The organism is Parendozoicomonas sp. 209JJ7-1 (assembly GCF_058147085.1).
Genome location: NZ_JBYVJU010000004.1, coordinates 217,111 through 235,518, shown reverse-complemented (window position 1 = coordinate 235,518; position 18,408 = coordinate 217,111). Strand labels below are relative to the sequence as shown.

The 18,408-nt window shown below is 50.7% G+C and carries 16 protein-coding genes and 1 other RNA gene; 5 read left to right on the top strand and 12 right to left on the bottom strand.

Annotated elements, in window-relative coordinates:
• Positions 1-119: 119 nt before the first annotated feature.
• The 6 genes from ACY2RQ_RS06115 to ACY2RQ_RS06090 form a co-directional block, all read right to left on the bottom strand.
• A complete protein-coding gene (locus ACY2RQ_RS06115; protein WP_490112075.1) occupies positions 120-536 on the bottom strand; it encodes a hypothetical protein in 417 nt (138 codons plus the stop codon).
• A complete protein-coding gene (locus tag ACY2RQ_RS06110) occupies positions 526-798 on the bottom strand; it encodes a helix-turn-helix transcriptional regulator (protein ID WP_490112074.1) in 273 nt (90 codons plus the stop codon). The genes ACY2RQ_RS06115 and ACY2RQ_RS06110 overlap by 11 nt, the downstream gene beginning before the upstream one ends.
• Before the next feature lie 61 nt (positions 799-859).
• Positions 860-1,501 (bottom strand): VHS/ENTH/ANTH domain-containing protein, encoded by a 642-nt coding sequence (locus tag ACY2RQ_RS06105; protein WP_490112073.1) that lies wholly within the window; start codon positions 1,499-1,501, stop codon positions 860-862.
• Positions 1,502-2,743, bottom strand: a complete 1,242-nt coding sequence (locus ACY2RQ_RS06100) for an integrase domain-containing protein (RefSeq protein ID WP_490112072.1) — start codon at positions 2,741-2,743, stop codon at positions 1,502-1,504. It lies immediately after the preceding gene.
• A 165-nt stretch (positions 2,744-2,908) separates the two neighbouring features.
• Positions 2,909-3,298: a transfer-messenger RNA gene (ssrA, locus tag ACY2RQ_RS06095) on the bottom strand.
• Positions 3,299-3,490: 192 nt separating this feature from the next.
• The gene (locus ACY2RQ_RS06090) at positions 3,491-4,729 is read right to left on the bottom strand and encodes a B12-binding domain-containing radical SAM protein (RefSeq protein ID WP_490112071.1); all 1,239 of its coding nucleotides are present in this window, start codon (positions 4,727-4,729) and stop codon (positions 3,491-3,493) included.
• Between the two features lie 171 nt (positions 4,730-4,900).
• Here ACY2RQ_RS06090 and ACY2RQ_RS06085 point away from each other — a divergent pair, with 171 nt between their 5' ends.
• From ACY2RQ_RS06085 to ACY2RQ_RS06070, 4 genes are all read left to right on the top strand, one after another.
• A complete protein-coding gene (locus ACY2RQ_RS06085; RefSeq protein WP_490112070.1) occupies positions 4,901-5,431 on the top strand; it encodes a hypothetical protein in 531 nt (176 codons plus the stop codon).
• A 155-nt stretch (positions 5,432-5,586) separates the two neighbouring features.
• Positions 5,587-6,270, top strand: a complete 684-nt coding sequence (locus tag ACY2RQ_RS06080; protein ID WP_490112069.1) for a hypothetical protein — start codon at positions 5,587-5,589, stop codon at positions 6,268-6,270.
• 131 nt (positions 6,271-6,401) lie between these two features.
• Complete coding sequence (locus ACY2RQ_RS06075; protein ID WP_490112068.1) at positions 6,402-9,068, top strand: TcfC E-set like domain-containing protein; 2,667 nt, start codon at positions 6,402-6,404, stop codon at positions 9,066-9,068.
• Positions 9,065-9,997: a hypothetical protein gene (locus ACY2RQ_RS06070; protein ID WP_490112067.1), complete on the top strand. Its 933-nt coding sequence runs from the start codon at positions 9,065-9,067 to the stop codon at positions 9,995-9,997. The genes ACY2RQ_RS06075 and ACY2RQ_RS06070 overlap by 4 nt, the downstream gene beginning before the upstream one ends.
• Positions 9,998-10,023: 26 nt before the next feature.
• On the opposite strand, the gene ACY2RQ_RS06065 is transcribed toward ACY2RQ_RS06070, so the two are convergent.
• The 5 genes from ACY2RQ_RS06065 to ACY2RQ_RS06045 all read right to left on the bottom strand — a co-directional run bounded on the left by ACY2RQ_RS06065 (position 10,024) and on the right by ACY2RQ_RS06045 (position 15,435).
• Complete coding sequence (locus ACY2RQ_RS06065) at positions 10,024-10,743, bottom strand: fimbrial biogenesis chaperone (protein ID WP_490112066.1); 720 nt, start codon at positions 10,741-10,743, stop codon at positions 10,024-10,026.
• A gap of 204 nt (positions 10,744-10,947) precedes the next feature.
• Entirely contained in the window at positions 10,948-11,748 is an 801-nt protein-coding gene (locus ACY2RQ_RS06060; protein WP_490112065.1) for a hypothetical protein, read from the bottom strand.
• A gap of 268 nt (positions 11,749-12,016) precedes the next feature.
• Complete coding sequence (glnG, locus tag ACY2RQ_RS06055) at positions 12,017-13,456, bottom strand: nitrogen regulation protein NR(I) (protein WP_490112064.1); 1,440 nt, start codon at positions 13,454-13,456, stop codon at positions 12,017-12,019.
• Positions 13,453-14,643, bottom strand: a complete 1,191-nt coding sequence (glnL, locus tag ACY2RQ_RS06050; RefSeq protein ID WP_490112063.1) for a nitrogen regulation protein NR(II) — start codon at positions 14,641-14,643, stop codon at positions 13,453-13,455. Before glnL ends, glnG begins: the two co-directional genes overlap by 4 nt.
• 258 nt (positions 14,644-14,901) lie before the next feature.
• Positions 14,902-15,435, bottom strand: a complete 534-nt coding sequence (locus tag ACY2RQ_RS06045; RefSeq protein WP_490112062.1) for a DUF4124 domain-containing protein — start codon at positions 15,433-15,435, stop codon at positions 14,902-14,904.
• 184 nt (positions 15,436-15,619) lie between these two features.
• Between ACY2RQ_RS06045 and ACY2RQ_RS06040 the strand changes: the two genes are divergently transcribed.
• Positions 15,620-16,762 carry an SGNH/GDSL hydrolase family protein gene (locus ACY2RQ_RS06040; protein WP_490112061.1) on the top strand — a complete coding sequence of 381 codons (1,143 nt, stop codon included), beginning with the start codon at positions 15,620-15,622 and terminating at the stop codon, positions 16,760-16,762.
• 140 nt (positions 16,763-16,902) lie between these two features.
• On the opposite strand, the gene glnA is transcribed toward ACY2RQ_RS06040, so the two are convergent.
• A complete protein-coding gene (gene glnA, locus ACY2RQ_RS06035; RefSeq protein WP_490112060.1) occupies positions 16,903-18,309 on the bottom strand; it encodes a glutamate--ammonia ligase in 1,407 nt (468 codons plus the stop codon).
• Positions 18,310-18,408 lie beyond the last annotated feature (99 nt).

Below are 18,408 nucleotides of genomic sequence, written 5' to 3'. Positions count from 1 at the left end.
TGCGAGGGCATAGCTGTTAGCCTCTGTGGATGCTGGTGGAGCAGTGTTGTGGTAAGCACTCCACCAACAGTTCAGCAGTTTGATTTTGTGCCCGTATCAGTTAATTCCGTGCGGGCGGCCTATCTTTTGAACCAGTCATCATATTTTGCGTCAGCGGCTTCTTTTAGGTGTTTGGCGTATTTGAATCGTTTAATACCGCTCTCGGCCTGCTTGAATGACCTGTCCCAATAGCGTTTTTTTGCGATGATCCGAGCTTCGTTATCATCCCTTGAGCGCCCCGTTAAATGTCGATAATTCAGCCTGTATGCGGTTTGTTTCGTCGCCTTATAGCCAATCTTCGCGGCATCAATTAACCAGTAGCAGAACTGTTTTCCGGTCAGGCTTTGGATAAGGGCACGAATGTTTACTCCAATCGAAAGAACAAGGTCATCCCTCAGATGTTGCTTACCATCGGCCAGAATGGACAGCAGTCTGTAGGTGGCTGTGTTTCCAGGGGGGATAGCCTGAGTCGGTGCTGAAAGGCAGTTAATGTTCATAGAGCCAGCTCCCGAGTTCGCAGCGATCCTGAGTGAGAGCTACCACCAGCGCCTTAATCTGTTCAGTGTTTTTCCCAGAAGCCATAGCCGCAACAATCGCGTCAGTTTCATGTTGTAACCAGCCGACGGCTCTTGCTCCTAAGTGTATGGGGGGAGGGAACAGGCCTTCTGAAATGCGGTTGTGGAGGGTTGCTCGTGCCCAGCCGGTATTATTTAGAACCTCGGGTTTACGTTGAATAACGAGTGGCTTATTAGGTTTCATTGGCTTTACCTATGTCAAAATAGACGCAGGTAAGTGAAAGATAGGATTCTAAAATAGCGGGCTATTTTAGAGCGATAAGTTTTCCGGCTGCCGTCCACCAGCTCCATAGGGCTGATTTCTTTCGAGTTATGTTGTCACCAGATTCTGTTTCAATCAGGAATGTGTCATTTGAGATGATGTGACTCATTATCAGCCCATCAACAGAGTCATTCACAGCGCTGGCGATAAATTCGCTGAATTCCATATGGTCAGCTAGCCGAGCCTGTCGCATCTTCTCAATAGTTAAATCTTTCACAGTGTTGCCTCGTAGGCGTGGCCGTTGAGCGGCACTTTGGCATCTGTGACGTGAGCCGCGAATACCAGCTCCATCCGTGTAGATGTTGAGAGGAGTCGAATCTAAAACGTTTTGATATTGCTCGTTATCCAAACGGTCAGCGGTATATCTGGCAAATCTTCCATATGCTTGTATGTGCTTTGTTGTTACGAGGTGCCGGAAGACTCTGTCGAGATTGTCACGAGAAGGAAGATTAAGAAGCTCTTGTGTTAACTCGTAGGCCTGCTTCGGAGGTTGATGGTCAAGAGTCTCGAACTCTTGTTCTGCTGTTCTTTCAATGAGTGGGTGATCAGCCAGAAATTGCTGTTGGAGTCCATGGGCAATCAGGCCAATAACCTGAATGCCTATGAACCACAAAAAACCGTCCACTTACACAGCCCTCAGGCTACGAATACCACCAGCCAGACTCATATTCCCTGTAGCAGCCTGAGTAACATGGTCAGACCACCAGCACATCATCACTCTGCGGCGTTCGATGTACTCAGCCCGGTTGTAAGCCTTTCTGACGGCGTTTTTATCGGTATGGGCGAGGGCTGCCTCGATGATGTCCGCATCAAAGCCCTGCTCGTTCAGGGTGGTACTGGCCAGTGCCCGCAGTCCATGGGATACGAGTGTTTTTTCAAAGCCCATCCGTTTTAGGGCGGTGTTGGCCGTCTGGTTATGGGTGTGTCTGTCTGGGTATCGGTCAGCTGGGAATACATACTCCCTGTGGCCGCTGATTGGTCGCATCCGTTCCAACAGCGCGAGCATCTGTGGGGTAAGGGGGGTACTGTGGCTGCGCCGTTTTTTCATTCGGTCAGCAGGGATAGTCCAAAGCTGTTGGGTCTCGTCTATCTCATCCCAGCGGGCCCCAGCTGCTTCACTGGGGCGGGTCATGGTGTGTAGCTGCCACTCGATCAGGCAGCGGGTGGTGATACGGATACTGGCCATAGACAGCGCACTCATAAGTTCGGGTAGCTGGTCTGGTGTGAGGGTGGGCATATGCCTTGCCTCAGGGTGAGGGAAGGCCTTGCTGATGCCTGAGAGAGGGTTGTGCTCGACTAGTCCGGTGTTGGTCGCATAGACCATGATTTCATTCAGACGTTGGCATAGCCGCTTGATGGTTTCCAGATTCCCGCGGGCAGCAATGGGTTTAAGAGTGGAGATTGTTTTAGCTGCGGTGATTTTGTGAAGAGGAATGTTTCCCAAAGCTGGGAATATATGATTGTTCAGTGATCGTCGTATGTCTCGGGCGTAGTTCGGTGTTATCTGAGTTTCCTTAACGTCAAACCACTGCTCAAACACCGTTTCCAGTGTGTTGTTGTGTGCGGCTTGCTCTATGCGCTGTTGTTCGTCGCGAGCCTCTTTCGGGTCAATATCCTTCTCTAATAGCGAACGAGCCTCTGCCCGTTTCTGCCGAGCATCTTTCAGTGAAACTGCCGGATAGCTGCCAAAACTAAGGTTTGCCCGTTTCTTGGTATGGGGGCGGTAATAGTTGAGCAGCCATATCTTGCTGCCGTTTGGCTTTATGCGCAGTGCTAAACCATGCCCGTCATTCAGGTTGTATTCCTTTTCCTTTGGACGGGCTTGTTTGATCTGGGTATTCGTCAGAGGGGCTGTTTTTTTTTGCATGTGGTAACACCGCTACTGCGGTTAATCGGCTGGTGTTACTACTGATGTTACTACCCACTTTAGCTGCTAACAAACGTCTTTGGTCGTTAGTGGCCTGAGAATCCCCGCTATTGCTGGGGGTTCAGGAAGGTAATGGACGTTGTGGGATGGTCTTGGAAGTAGTTTTGGTGGAGGCGGGGGGATTTGAACCCCCGTCCGCTAATACTCTGCCCTCGGCTCTACATGCTTAGATCCGCCTTTGTTTTAATCCTGCCATGACCCAGCGGTCAGGGTAAGGCAGCACGAGCCTGTAAGGTTTTAACCGATCAAAGCCAGGCGCAGATCACGGCGAGTTTGTCTGCAATGACGGTCTGTAAACCACCCGACAAACGGGACGGATAGACCGGAAGAGTGCTGCGGTTTAGGCAGCCATCGCCGCTACAGGAGCGTCGAAGTACTCTTCGTTAGCTGAGTTTTTGGCAGCTAGTAAATAGTAACATTTGTTTTACGAGAGTCGTCACCACCTCTCGGCATGCACCTTGGGGTTCGCATCACCGTCGAATCCGAATCGCCCCCATACTCAATCAGCTTTTCAGGATCATATCTACACATCCTGAAAGGCCTTAGTGTTTTAGTGTAGACATACCGGTCCGGCAAGTTTGAGTGCCCGGATGGGAGAAAGGTTCCCCATAATACAAAGGCGGGCCCGGTACTCTGATTGTCAGAGTACCTGGCCCGCCTTTTTGCTTTCTGGTGAAAGATATCCATTCAGATAGAAAAAGCTGAGGACATGCCAAACTGACGCATCTGACGCATTTTCCGCCTGGTATAGCGGACCGGTGAGTTAAATTTCATGTAGAACTCAGCAGTTCCCTCTTCCAGCTCCCGGGCAGTCATGCCCTTGGGGTTGTATACGGCATGGGTGCCGTCATAAAGAGACCAGTCGTGGGTGAGTATCCGCCCTTCCTGTTCCAGCTGCTGGAAAACCCTGGAGCCAGGGAAAGGTATCATGATGACCGGGACGCAGACATCCACGCCAGTTTCGTAGAAAAAGTCAGCACTTTCTTTGAATATACCGGTATCGTGTTCGTCGAAACCCAGAATTGCGGCGGAATCCACAATAATGCCATGGGCATGGAGACGCTCAATCTGATCCTTGATATTTTCCGCTTTTACAAACCCTTTCCCGGAGTACTTCAGGGCAGATTTTGAAGGTGTCTCAATACCTATCAGCAGATATTTCAGTCCGGAGCGGGCGGCAGCTTCCAGCAATTCCGGGTCATCGGCAATCTTGATGGTAGTTTCACCCACCCAGTTGATTTTTAAGGGTTCCAGAGCTTTGAACAGCTCCAGGGCATAGTCCCGGTTATCCGTAAGATTGTCCGCATGAAGCTCCAGCCAGTCGGTTTCCAGCTGGCTGATTTCATCAACGATATCCTTTATCGGGCGGTAGCGGGTATTGCCCAGCATGCCGGGAACGAGACAGAAACTGCACTTGTGTCGGCATCCACGGCTCACCAGCACAGACCAGAAGCCATCATATTCGCCATAGTTAATGAGATCAGTGGGGTAAGGGTTGACTTTGTCCAGATCAACCGGGGTGCCTTTATAGAGGGGCTTGAGAGATTTGTGTTCAGCATCGGTCAGCAGTTCCTGCCAGACATTCTCACATTCGCCGGTCAAAACTGCGTCAGCATGCTGTGAAGCTTCTTCTTGCATAAAGGTGGCATGGAGCCCTCCAATCACAACCTGCATGCTCTCTTCGCGGAACTGGTCTGCCAGCTGATAACCATGCACTGCGTCAGGGGTTGAAAAGAACAGCACAACCAGATCAGAACGGATTTTCCTGGGTTTAACCGTTTGTACGGTTTCATCAAACATTTCCAGCTCATAGTGTCTGGGGGTGGCGGCCGCGGCGGAAAAAATGGATTGCGGCGGGCCTCCACGGGTTTTCTTGTACTTCTTGAATTCGCTGGGAGCGGAGGCTTTAATCAGGGTTATTTTCATCAGATCTCTTCCATGCTGGTGAAAGGAAAAGTAAAGCTGTTGTAGTCATCATAAGATTCGGGAGCGGTAAGAACGTGTCCCGGACTGCTGATTTGAGGCAGAGACAGGAAGCATGCGTCTTCTTATAACTCCGCTACGCTCATCTTTCTACGGCAATCCTGGGGTAAAACAGTGGGCTCCCGTCACGTATGTGCTTTAGTCGTTTTGTTGCTGGCCAGCTATGTCATAACGGTTAAACCGGGTGTTGTCGCAGATCAAACAGGCTACCTGTCCCAGGGGGACTTTCATATCACTCTGTTACCAGACGACAGAGCAAGGATATGGGGACTCAATAATATGCGTGTTCCCCTGAGTGGGAATAAACGCGTGGCTACCCAGGATATCTGTGCCTGGAGTTCCACGGGAGCAGCGGGTTTGTCTGCGTCCACACTCAATAATATGCAGTTGCGAAGTGAGGGGGGGGCCACGGCGGGGTACAGACTCTGGGCCACCACTATTCACCAGAGAACGCCATGGTTTGAACTGTTGCCAGGGAAGGCCGCCCGCCTGGAACTACCAGCAGCTCCCACACCTTTTTCTGTCTGTCATGGTTCCGGCCAGGCCAATGTTCGCATGGCTGTAGAGCTGGATCACTCTGGCAGAAGGCTTCTGAAGGAAGGGCATTATTCCGATGTTGTCACGCTGATGTTAAGCCCGGAGTAGCGCAGTACACGCTCTCATTAAAGGTATTATTTATAACTCTTTAACTTACTCCCACGAAACATTTGTTCTTAAAGTACGAAAGTGTGTGTGGGAATATTTGCTAGGCTCCAGCAATTCACTCTGCTTCTTCTCTGTAGGCTGTTATGGGGGCTGCTATGCAGACTGTTATAAGAAATGTTATGGGAACTATTAAGGCATTCTGTCGTAAGAAGTTGTTTCTTCAGTGTCTGCTTCTTCCGCGAACCTTGTTGATTATTGGCGGTTGTGCCGCGCCTGTAGTCTGCCTGGCTGTTTGTGATTTTGTACCATGCGGTAATGGTAGTGGCCAGAACAGCTGTGCTCTTGGGCCTGAGTCATCGGGGCAGTTTGAGATCTGTATGGCAGTCGAAAGTTCCTATCGTATCTGGGGGCTGAAAAATGTTGATTTTGGCGCTGTCGCTCCCGGAAAATCAGGGCTGGCAACAGCAAACCAGCGGGAAATGGACTTCTGTATTTATTCCAACCGGGATGATGGCGGGTTTACCCTTACCGTGGAAAGTGGCGATCAGAGCAAGAGCGGTAACTTTGTTCTTCAGGAAACAGGTCAGGGTGTGAATAACGGCACGGATATTCAATACCGCCTGGAAGTCACATCGCCAAAAGGTGTCGCTCTATTTGAGAAATACGGTGACTCGGATATTGGTATGGCTGTAGACAGCACAAACCAGCCAGATCCAACCGAACAGCAGTGTTCAAACAGCAATATGACTGCCAGAGTCATTATTGACTCCAACAGTTTTAAACAAGCCCGTGAGGGCACTTATTCCGATATGCTTATGCTGACAGTGGCCTCGCAGTAACTAGTTGTGGCTGGATTGGTTGCGGCTGGGTTGGATTATCGGTGTTTTCCCTTTTTACAGGTTGTTTGAGAAAACGATGGATAGGCTATTTTATCTGTATTTTCCTAGTCGGTACTGCACAGGGAGCGGGTATGGATTCACCACTCTTTCTGGCAGTAAACGATGTTCCGAAAGGCTTTGAAAGCCTGGTTGAACCCTACACGACTTTGGTTGATGTCGTTTATGGTGGTCGTCAGCTGCTCTCGGAGCGGGCAACGATTTATCCGGATACTCTGCAGTTCTCAGATCCCGAGGCCATTGTCGATCATCTTCCCTTGCTGAAGGAGAAAACCCTTGTCAGTGCAGCGCTGACAGGCCGTATTCCCAGTCACGGCAATCTTGTGTGCTCTGCCCGTGGTGAGGTGGATTGTGGGGTTTTACGCCCACAGATTGCAGGTATTATTTTTGATGAGCGCAGTTTCCGGGTTACGGTTTTTGTTTCTCCCGATTACCTTCAAACCAGTCGTCTAAGCGAGCAGAAGTATCTGGGGCCGTCATCCTCGGACAAAGTCAGTATGGTTCAACTGCTGACCGCCAACACTTCGGGATCATCAGGAGGGAACAGGGTAAGCTCACTGTTCGGATATTCCCTGGCTGCCTATAAGGATGTTTCCCTTACTTCTGAGTGGGATCTGGCCAATGGAGAAGGGGGGCGTATCGCTTCCCTGTATCTGGAGCGGGACACAGAAGGACTGGATTTACGTGCTGGCTATATGTCGATGTCCGGATTTGGCTTTTCGTTTTCACCGGATCGAAGGGTTATCGGTATACATGCAGGTATTTCAGAAAGTACCCGCACAGACCTGAATGCCGGGCGGCGAACGCCATTGGATGTTTTTCTCCCTGTGCGGGGAAGGGTGGAGGTTTTACGGGAAGGTGTTCTATTGCGCTCATGGTTGCTGGACGCCGGCAGTCATGAGCTGAATACCGCAGGGTTTCCCGCAGGCTCCTATAACGTGCGGGTGAGGGTGCTGGGAGACAATGGCCAGGTTATCAGTGAATCCGTTCGTTTTTATGTCAGCCAGCCAACCCTCCCTCCTGCCGGCACACCCCTCTGGTTTGCGGAAGCCGGTAAAGTAGTTGATATAACCAGACGCTCCCTGTGGCCTGAGACTCTGGACAAATGGCTCGCCCGTGCCGGAGTAAGTGCACGACTGGGTGATGATATCGGCGGAACCCTGGCTGCTGCCGGTACGGACAAAGCCGCATTTGTAGAGGCCGGATTAATATACACAGGACTGGGGCTGGAATTGTCCCCGGCTCTGTTGCTCAGTGAACACCGGGATTATGGCGTGCGCCTGGACGCAAGGGTTGAGCTACATTCGGTACAAGGTGCTCTGGGTTATCGAAAGCTGCACCCAAAGGGTGATACTCCTCCCGATCCGATATTGTTCGGGCAGAACTATGAAAGCATTTACGCCAGCGCCTCTACGGAATGGCTGGGGGGGCATGTACAGTATCGTTTTAACCGTTATTCCAGTCAGGGTAACCCTGCGAGGAACAGCCATGCCCTCAGCTACTACAGAATTTTGTTGAGGGATAACCGTTATGAAGTCAACGTCCGCCTTGAGGGTAATAAAACCGGTGATGATTTTCTGTTTATCGCTGGGCTGGAAATGCGCCTGCGCCAGAACGCCTTAAGGCATACCCTTTCTCCCCGCTACCAATACCAGAGAATAAAAACGCCATCCGGAGTGGAGAAAGAACATGACGGATATGTGCGTTACAGCCTGTCAACAAATCACAGTTTTGAGTCTGGAGGGGATCTGCAGGCTACGGGCTGGGGTGAAGGCAGTAAGCACAATCAAGGTATAGGTGGTTCGTTCCATTATTTTTCAAGGCTGGGGCAGCTAACAGCCAGTGCTGATCACACCTGGGAGCACGATGATTCCTCGACTTCCTGGGCAGCAGGGGCTTCTACCGGGTTTGCATGGACAGGGAAATACCTGGCCTTCGGAGGGGACTACAGTGGTCACAGTGCCTTGGTCGTGCAGATAGACGGTGCCCGTCGTGACGCTGTTTTCCATATACTGATAGATGGCCATAAACAGGGTTATACCCGGGGGCGGGCGGCAACGGTTCTTCCTTTGGCTCCCTTCCAGACATACAGGGTCAGTGTTGTTGCCGCCGATGATGACATTTATGATTACCAGGAAAATGTCAGGGAAGTCACTCTGTATCCGGGCAATGTCAGCCTGCAGACATTTGTCGCCCATAACATGCGGCTGGTTTATGGACAGGTCCTGGGAGATGATAACAAGCCTGTATCAGGTGCTGTTGTTGCCACAGGACACACGTCTTCTTTAACGGATTCTTCGGGACTGTTCCAAATTGAAGTGCCAGCAAAGGAAGACAGGCTGGATATTACCGATATCCAGGGTAAATCAATGACAGTTGTTTTGCCTGAACAGCCCCGAAAGCGTTTAGAGAATGTAGAGAATATTGGCGTCCTGACCAGCCACCTCACATCCCTGCCAGAACCAGCACCTGTCCTGACTTTGGTACAGCCCGCTTCTTCGCTACAGCCCTTACCTTTGAGAAAGCCTCAATCTTCATTACCACCTTCTGGGGAAGTGGAGTCTTCTATCAGAAAAGAGGTGGTCGCTCCCGTTAAAAAAACAGAGGTGAGGCGAAAACATAAACTTTTATGTCGCCCTGTACGCCTGATTGATCTTCTGGGATGCCTGATGCGATACAAGGACAGATCCACACAGGCACAATGTTTCAGGCGTCAATTCCAGTGCAGGTACGAATCATGAAGCCCTGGTGGTTCATTCTGTATTGTTTTATCTACTGTACCGGACTGCAAGCGGTGGAAAAGGATGATAAGTTCCGGTTTGAGTGGGCGGATGAGGTAACTTTAACCTGGAACCGCCAGGGAGTAGACCGCCCTCAGTTCAGGGTTCCCGTACGGTTTCATGCTGGCGGTGTGAATAAAAGCCATTTTGAAGCCCTGTCATACAGACTGACTTTGTCGGATACCTCTCCGAAAGTGGGTATGAGGTCTGATGCCGTCTTGAACAGGCGGTTGGCAGATAACGTTAACTGGCTTAGTAAAGGAAAGAGTTTTCGTATTAACTCTGATGCTGTCTGGTCTGAAAAAATTCATACAAACGACACTTATCCACAGTCCGGACATCTTTTCCTGGAGTTGCAAAAAGGCTGGCTGAATAGCCTGACTCCAGGCGAACACCGGTACGCTTTCTGGCTGGTGGCCGAAAGTTTCTCCGGGTCCTCTATGGAAGGGAGCTTTGATGCGATTGAAATTGCTGTCTGGATTGCTGTTCCCCATCAGGTAAGAGTAACTGGCTTGAAAGATGTTATCTTACGCTACCGGGATGTGGAGCCAGGCTGGTTGTGGAGTGAGATGCACTTCTGTGTTTTTTCCAGTAATGGCTGGTATCGAATGGAGGTGGACGGACACAATAATCCGGGAAGCAGGTTCGCTCTCTCCAGTCGGGCTGGTTACTTTATGCCCTACCGCCTGAGTTTTCGCAGTGAGAACAGTCACTGGCAGATTCTGAATCGTGCCGGTGAAGTCCCCGACGGGCTGTGGGGAGATTATGACCTGGATTGCAGAGGCCGCCAGAATGCGACCCTGAGGGTGGAAATCATGGAAAGGGATTTGTATTCAGTACCTGTGGATATTTATTCCGATGCCGTTACTGTTACAGTCCGGGCTTATTAAAGATAAAGAACAGTGCCTCCAGTCACTTAACGGGATAAGGGAAATTGTTGAGTAATTTCTTCCCGGCCATCAAAGACTCCAAATTCAACCACACCTTCTTTCCGGCCAATATCCTGAGGAAGGGGAAGCTGCCAGTGCTGTCCGGAGTAAAGCCGGTTGACTTTGGCAAGAGGCTGGCAGTTCTGCCGCTTTTTATCTGCACAGATACGCCCATTTCTTAGCAACACATTGGCGTTGCCCCGGTTGGTGAGTATCAGCTGCTGGTTCTTATATTCAGAAGCAATTGTGTAATCAGGTTGTTTGGGGCGAATAAAGACCAGAGCCTGATAGGCAACCAGCATTTTAATAGCACTGCGCCTGGCCTCTACATGACCGGTGACAGGGCGGAAAGTGACCCGGTAAACGACTTCTGTCTGTGGTTCTTTGTTCAAGTTGATAAGGCGAATGGTTTTACGCCCATTGGCGGGAATCACTGTTTTCTGTGGTGTTGCCAGAAGCTTCATATCATCAGGTGATGTTGCGGATACCCTTTTCTCATTACTGAGCCCAGGGTTATCAACTCTTTGAATTTCTGCCTGTAGATAAAGGGTTTCTTCATCTGGATTGGAAATGACTACATCCTGTCGGGGAGGCTGTCCGGGGTAGAAATAGATAATCATTCGATCCACGGCCATAGAGGCTTTAACGGTGGAAGGCATTAATACAGTAAGTAGCAAGCAGAGAGGAACCAGGTAATAACGAGCCATAAGCCAGCCATCAGTGACAGAGAAGCACGGTGTTGAAGTCTAGTCACTGACAAGGCTGTAAAATAAGAAAAACGAAATTTTTACAGACTTCGGTTTTTTGTGTTTCAAATAATATTTTTCCGAAGCATGGATAAAATATTTCTGAAGAAGTCTCTCTGGTGTCTGCTCAAACGGAAAAAGAACCTGTCGGAGGTTGGAGCGGGTTCAGGGCTGTTCTGGCCACATGCATGATGGGCGGCCAACAGAGGGAATGACATCAATCTCCCAATACGTCTCTGCAAAGCGCCTCCACTTGGCATCTTCCACAGCTCTTTGTCTGTCTACAGCACCCATAATAGTCTCCCCCTCCCGCATCTCAGGAAGTTCTACCCTTGATCGCAGGGCGAGTTCCGGGTCAACATGTACCTGCGGGCGTTGCATCCTGGCCCAGTCAATTGCCACCTCTCTGCAGGTCTCATTGCTGCACCCCACAATATAAACATCTCTTACATTCAATTCGCGCATCATGTTATTCGGATGCTTCCATGCTTTATAACCTTCCGGAGCCTCATAGGTTATAGGATTTACTTTACTGTCCACAATTCTTGACTGATCAACCCCCGTCAGCATAACTTTGAAGCGATAAGACATAAGTTGTACGTCATGAGCCTCCTTGACGGCCTCATCCAGCTGGGGATGGGGAAGCTTTCCTTCGTCTTCGACATTGTAAAGGGCAAATAAAACCTGCTCATTTTCTCTGTAATGCCTTACCAGCTGAACGATATCTCTCAGCTTGTCGGGGTTACCAAAGGCACCAAATATACCTGCATTGCTTTGCTGAACATTCATGATAATTATCGCGATTCGCTCATATTCAGTGCAAAGCCTCAGGCGTCTGTCAATGTTGGCTGTTATATCGAAAAATCCCGCTTGCAGAAAACATGTATATAGGCACAAGCAAAATATTACGATCCGGTACATGGCGTTTCTTCTTACCATAAGAGAAATGGATCTGGATATTTTCATCTACCACTATCCCGCTGTGTCAGGATAATTGCCCTAAGAGCTGATTGATAACTCTATTACAAGCAGTAGGCGAAAGGCCGCTTTGATGCTCTCTTTGTTGCTGAACGGCAGACGCCGTGTTTTTAACGCGCTGAAGACTTTGTGTGAATTTTGGCAGAAAAATGGCAAACGGGAACCCAGCCAGAGACAAGCGCTCCGGGCGCTCAGCTCTGAGGTTGGCAGCTAGTAGCTATAGGATAGGATGTGTTTAATGTCCTGCATATGAGGATTAAATAACCTCTTCCAGAATATCGTCACTCTCTGATTTAACGTGATCCATATTCAGTTCTTTGATTTTGCGGGTCAGGGTGTTGCGACCCCAGCCCAGCAGGTTGGCGGCATCCCGGCGGCGGCCGCAGGTATGTTTGAGAGCGGTCTCAATCATAATTCGTTCAAAAGCGGGAACAGCCTGATCCAGAAGAGACGTTTCTCCCCGGGCCAGCTGTTGATCGGCCCAGTTACTGAGGGCCTGTTCCCAGTTGCTGCCGACTGTGGGTTCGTGCTGTTGTTCCATTAACTCCGGTGGCATATCGGCAATCAGGACTTCCCGACCGGAGGCCATAACCGTGAGCCAGCGACAGGTGTTCTCAAGCTGGCGCACGTTTCCGGGCCAGTCCAGGTTGCACATAAATTCTTCTGTTTCCGGATGCAGGATTTTGGATTCCACATCCAGTTCCCGGGCGGCTTTGTCGAGGAAGTGTCGGGCCAGCAGGGGAATATCTTCCCGGCGGCCAGCCAGTCGGGGCAGGTGCACACGAATCACGTTCAGACGGTGGAACAGATCTTCCCGGAACTTGCCTTCCTGTACAAGATTTTCCAGGTTCTGGTGGGTGGCCGCAATAATACGGACATCAACAGAGACAGGCGTATGACCGCCAACCCGGTAGAACTCACCATCCGCCAGAACCCTTAGCAGGCGGGTCTGGGTATCGGCGGGCATATCGCCAATTTCATCCAGGAACAGAGTACCGCAGTTGGCCTGCTCAAAGCGTCCGCGGCGCAGCTGGTTGGCGCCGGTGAATGCCCCTTTCTCATGGCCAAATAACTCGGATTCAATCAGGTCTTTTGGAATCGCAGCCATATTCAGGGGAATAAACGGATTGGCTGCCCGGGGGCTGTGGCGATGGAGAGCGTGGGCCACAAGCTCTTTACCTGTACCGGACTCGCCGTTGATCAGCACCGTGATATTGGACTGGGACAGTCTTCCGATAGCGCGGAAAACTTCCTGCATAGCCGGAGCTTCACCGATGATCTCTGGAGTAGAGGCAAGGGCGCTTTCCGGGTGTTGAGTCTGCTGTTCCCGTGCATGGCTGAGAGCGCGTCTTACCAGACCCACAGCTTCGTCTACATCAAAGGGTTTGGGCAGGTATTCAAACGCGCCGCTCTGGTAGGAGGCAACAGCGCTGTCCAAGTCCGAATGGGCGGTCATAATAATAACCGGCAGAGAAGGGAAGTCTTCCTGCAGCCTGCGCAGCATGCTCAGACCGTCGGTTCCGGGCATGCGCACGTCGCTGATAACAGCATCGGGCTGCTGGGTGTTTATGCGGGACAGCACTGCGTCGGCGCAGTCAAAACTTGTCGTCTGAATACTCTCCTTGGCCAGTGCCCGTTCAAGAACCCAGCGTATAGATTTATCGTCGTCTATTATCCAGACGTGTCCGGTGCTCATTGCGGGACTCCCATATGTTCAAACGTACCATTCTTTTCATACGAACTTCCTGTGTCGTATGAAGGGCGGGTGGCAGAAGTGCTGTTAGAGGTGCGGGTTGATTTGTTAGTGTTGCCTTGAAAGGGAATAAGCAGCGAGAACCGGGTCTTTCCCGGTTCCGATTCACAGGCAATCAGGCCGCTGTGCTGGCTGAGTATGGACTGGGCAATAGAGAGTCCCAGTCCGGAGCCATCAGCGCGACCGCTGATCATTGGGTAGAAAATATTTTCCTGCATATCCGCGGGAATACCGGGGCCATTATCAATAATTTCAACACCACAGATAATCTTGTGGCGGGTATCTCCAATAGTGAATTGTCGCAGAATGCGGGTCTGCAGGGTTATAGAACCTTCAGAAAGGGGCATGCTCTGGCTGATGGCCTGCATAGCGTTACGGACAACATTCAGAGTGGCCTGAATCAGTTGTTCAGGGTCGGCTTCCACTTCCGGAATACTTGGGTCATATTCCCGGCGAATGGTGAGGGTACCATTGGTTTCTGCCCGGATCAGACTGCAGACCCGTTCCAGCACTTCGTGAATGTTGACAGGTTTCATTGATGGCGGCTTGATGGGGCCAAGCATTCTGTCCACCAGGTTTCTCAGCCTGTCGGACTCTTCAATAATAACGCTGGTATATTCCTTTAACTGCTCATCGGGCAGTTCTCTGGCCAGCAGCTGGGCCGCGCCCCGGATGCCTCCCAAAGGATTTTTAATCTCATGGGCCAGCCCCCGTACCAGGATACGGGCGGTTTCCTGTTTGGCTTTCAGAGTCTCTTCCCGGCTGATGCGCAGAAGTCTGTCTCTGGGTTGAATCTCCATCAGCAGGCTGCTGGCATCGCTTTCGCTCAGTGTGGTAATGGAATAATCCGCTGTCAGGGTCTGGCCGTTCAGTAGATAGAGCATGGCTTCCCGCTTGTTGTAACAGACCCCTGTTTGCAGGGCCTCGTGGATGGCGGGGGTGGAAGAGGGATTTTCCCGGAACAGTTCTTCAATATGAAAGCCGTGGACACGGCGATCGCTGATAGCAAGAACCACTTCAGCCGCAGGATTTATAAACTGCACTCTCAGGTTTCTGTCGAAAACCAGTACGGCTGTCGTGAGGTTTTCAAGAATCTGTGCCTGCATAGGGTGAAAATATTCATTCGACATTATTCATGCAGTCCATTATGCAAAAACCAAACCAGCAGGTTTGTAACATGACCGCTATGTAAACGATGGTAGATATCTGGCCAGCAGCAGGCTCCGGAAACGAGCTCCGGGCCTGAAGATCACGGTACGTTAGCACAGGAATTGTGACATAGCTGAAAAATGTGCACCATAATGGTGCTTTTGATAAGTCAGCGATATTTAACCAGTGCGTTGGTGATACCGCTGATTTATAGAGAGGCATCAGAGGGCTGGGGCTGGTTATTTCCTGGGGTGCACAATGGTTCTCTGCACAAAGATGGTGAGAGGGTTGCTTGAAAGAATGGCTTGGCCTGAGGCATCAATCACCTGAACCTCCAGGGAGTGGGCACCCCTGTCTGGGTTTTCCAGGCTAAAAACAGGAGTGTCACTGTTCTGTTTAACCTCTCCATCCATTATCAGCCGGAATCTGTGTCCATCCCGGGGGGGAGGATTGGTGGTGGCGTTAATTTCGATGGTTTCCGGGTTGTGGAAGGTCTGTTGATTTTCCGGAGAGGTGATTACTACAGACTGGTAAATATCGCTTTTCTTTTTCTCTTCCTCTGTGTTCTGTTGTTCCTGGTAAGGCCTGACCGGTGTTGCGGGAATGGTCAGCACAGGGCCAAGATCAACAGCCTCTGATTTTCCTTCGTAGGGTTTTTGATCTGTGTAAGTTACATTACCGTCCGCATCTATAGTGCGATAAATCTCGGCCATAAGCAGGGAAGGCGACAAAAATATTATAAGACTGAATACAGTACGTAGATTATTGAACATGCTGTAGTTCCTTTGTTTTTCTATCCTGTTGTCCTCATCTTAATGGTTGCGGGCAGGGTTAGCCACAGTGAAAGGGCTTGTGAGGTTGTACTTGGATTCTGTCTGGGGATCTGTCGGGAGGATTGTGACCGGATTGGCTTTGTGGGCGTGTATATCTTGTGGCTTATTGGCTGAGTCTATGCGTTTGCAGCAGATAGTTGTTTTTGGAGACAGTCTGGCTGATACGGGAAATACCTGGGCTTTGACCCGCTATCTCAGCGGTGTGGGAGACAAACCCTGGTTTTATGATGATATTTTTCGGGCCGGTTGGACATGGCTGCCAGTCAGTTATATCACGGGAATACTGCCTCCCGACAATTACTATCAGGGGCGGTTCAGCAACGGCCCTCTAACCGGTGAGCTGACAGCCTCTATGCTGGGGTTGAACCCTGGGGACAGGAATCAGTACCTGAATCTGGCTTTCGGAGGGGGCTGGACAATATCCTCCTTTCAGTTTCTGGTCTCGCTGCAAAAATATTGGTGGGACTCGTCGGTTTCGACTTCTGAATGGTTTGGGCATCTGACCGGAGGTTTGGGAAAGTGGATTCTGCCCAGTACCCAGGAGATGGTTGACTGGTATCTGGAAAAATATCCCAGGGTGAGCAGTGGTGTCATGCATGTTTTTGCGTCAGGAACTAATGATTATCAAAACCAGTTCTGGGATGTGGATCTGGTTGTTCGTGCTCAAACCAAGTTGATTCATAAACTGGTTGCCACCGGTGCCCGTCATATTGCCCTGGGTACTCTCCCCGATATGACGATTACCCCCTGTTTTCAGGGAAGCCCTGATATTGAAAAAATCCGGGATCTGGTTCACAGGCATAACAGACAGATTGAACTAACCAGGGCAGAACTTCTGCGTCAGTATCCGGATGTAAAAGTCACATTTACAGATGGCTACAGAGCCATGAAGTTGTTCTTCAAATATGCGGATAGTTTTGGTTTTACCGTAAAAGACAGGGGATGCACAAATGTTCGTATTAATGGTTGCAGTGCCCCGGGAGGTGTTTCCATTATGCGTGCCCGGAATGTACAGGTCTGTGATAATCCTGAGAGTTATTTTTTCTGGGATATGATACACCCGACAACCAGAGCGTATGAGTATATAGCTGCTTATATGTGTGTTATGGCGGGTGTGAACGGTTACTGGACGGATTGTCGCTTACCTTCGGGGTTTGACCGGGATAAGGCTGAACAGCTCTATAAGCTTATTATTGAAAGTGGAAATGAGGAGTTGGGGGTAGATGCTCCAGATCCGGGGCTGGTCCGGAAACTGCTGAAAATCTGAAAACAGCTTCAGAAAAATTATCCTGGAAAAAAGGGCTGCCAGTTGGCAGCCCTTTTGGGTTTTTAGACGATTGTTTTTGCTAAGGCCCTGCTTGTTCGCAGGAAGCTCTTAGCAGGACTGGCTCTTAGCAAGATCGGCTCTTAACAAGAATAATACAGATCGAACTCAACAGGGTGAGTGGTCTGGCTGACTTTGATGCACTCTTCGCGCTTCAGCTCCAGGTAGCCGTCGATCATGTCGTCGGTGAATACGCCACCGGCCGTCAGGAACTCACGGTCTGCATCCAGAGCATTCAGGGCTTCTTCAAAGCTGGCAGCAACAGTCGGGATTTCAGCAGCTTCTTCGGGAGGCAGATCGTACAGATCCTTGTCAGCAGCATCGCCGGGGTGCAGCTTGTTCTTGATACCGTCCAGGCCAGCCATCAGCAGGGCTGCGAAAGCCAGGTAAGGGTTGGCAGTGGGGTCAGGGAAGCGTACTTCGATACGACGGGCCTTCGGAGTATTCACGTAGGGAATACGGATGGAAGCGGAACGGTTACGGGCAGAGTAGGCCAGCATAACAGGGGCTTCAAAGCCGGGTACCAGACGCTTGTAGGCGTTAGTGGAAGCGTTGGCGAAAGCGTTGATAGCTTTAGCGTGTTTAATAACACCACCGATGTAGTACAGGGCAGTTTCGCTCAGGCCGGCATAGCCGTCGCCAGCGAACAGATTGTCACCGTCTTTGGCGATGGACATGTGTACGTGCATGCCGCTGCCGTTGTCGCCTACCAGGGGCTTGGGCATGAAGGTGGCAGTCTTGCCGTAAGCGTGGGCAACATTGTGCACAGCGTATTTCAGAATCTGGGTTTCGTCAGCCTTGCGTACCAGAGTGTTGAAACGGGTACCGATTTCACACTGGCCGGCAGTACCCACTTCGTGGTGGTGTACTTCTACGGGAACGCCCATGGCTTCGGTAGCGGCACACATGGCGGCACGCAGGTCGTGCAGGGAGTCGACGGGAGGAACGGGGAAGTAGCCGCCCTTAACGCCGGGACGATGGCCGGTGTTACCACCTTCGAACTTCTCGTTGGAAGCCCAGGCAGCTTCTTCGGAGTTCACTTCGTAGGAAGCACCGGAGATGTCGATCTTCCATTTCACGTCGTCAAATACGAAGAACTCAGGCTCGGGACCAAAGAAAGCAGTGTCACCAATACCAGTGGACTTCAGGTACTCTTCAGCACGCTTGGCAACAGAACGGGGGTCGCGCTCGTAGCCCTGCATGGTGGCAGGCTCGATGATGTCGCAGCGCAGGTTCAGGGTGTTCTCGTCGGTGAACGGATCGATAACGGCAGTGCTGTCATCGGGCATCAGGATCATGTCGGATTCGTTGATGCCTTTCCAGCCGGAGATAGAAGAGCCGTCGAACATTTTACCGATTTCAAAAAACTCACTGTCGATTTCACTGATCGGCAGAGATACGTGTTGCTCCTTGCCACGGGTATCAGTGAAGCGCAGATCAACCCACTTGATGTCGTGTTCCTTGATCAGAGAAAGAGTCTTGTTGGACATTTTTGTCTATTCCTCGGGTTTGTCTGGACCGCTTGAATCCGAGTTCCGCACCAGGAGCGCGGTTGCTTCAGTTCGTGCCGGTCAACTCGGGTTTGCAGA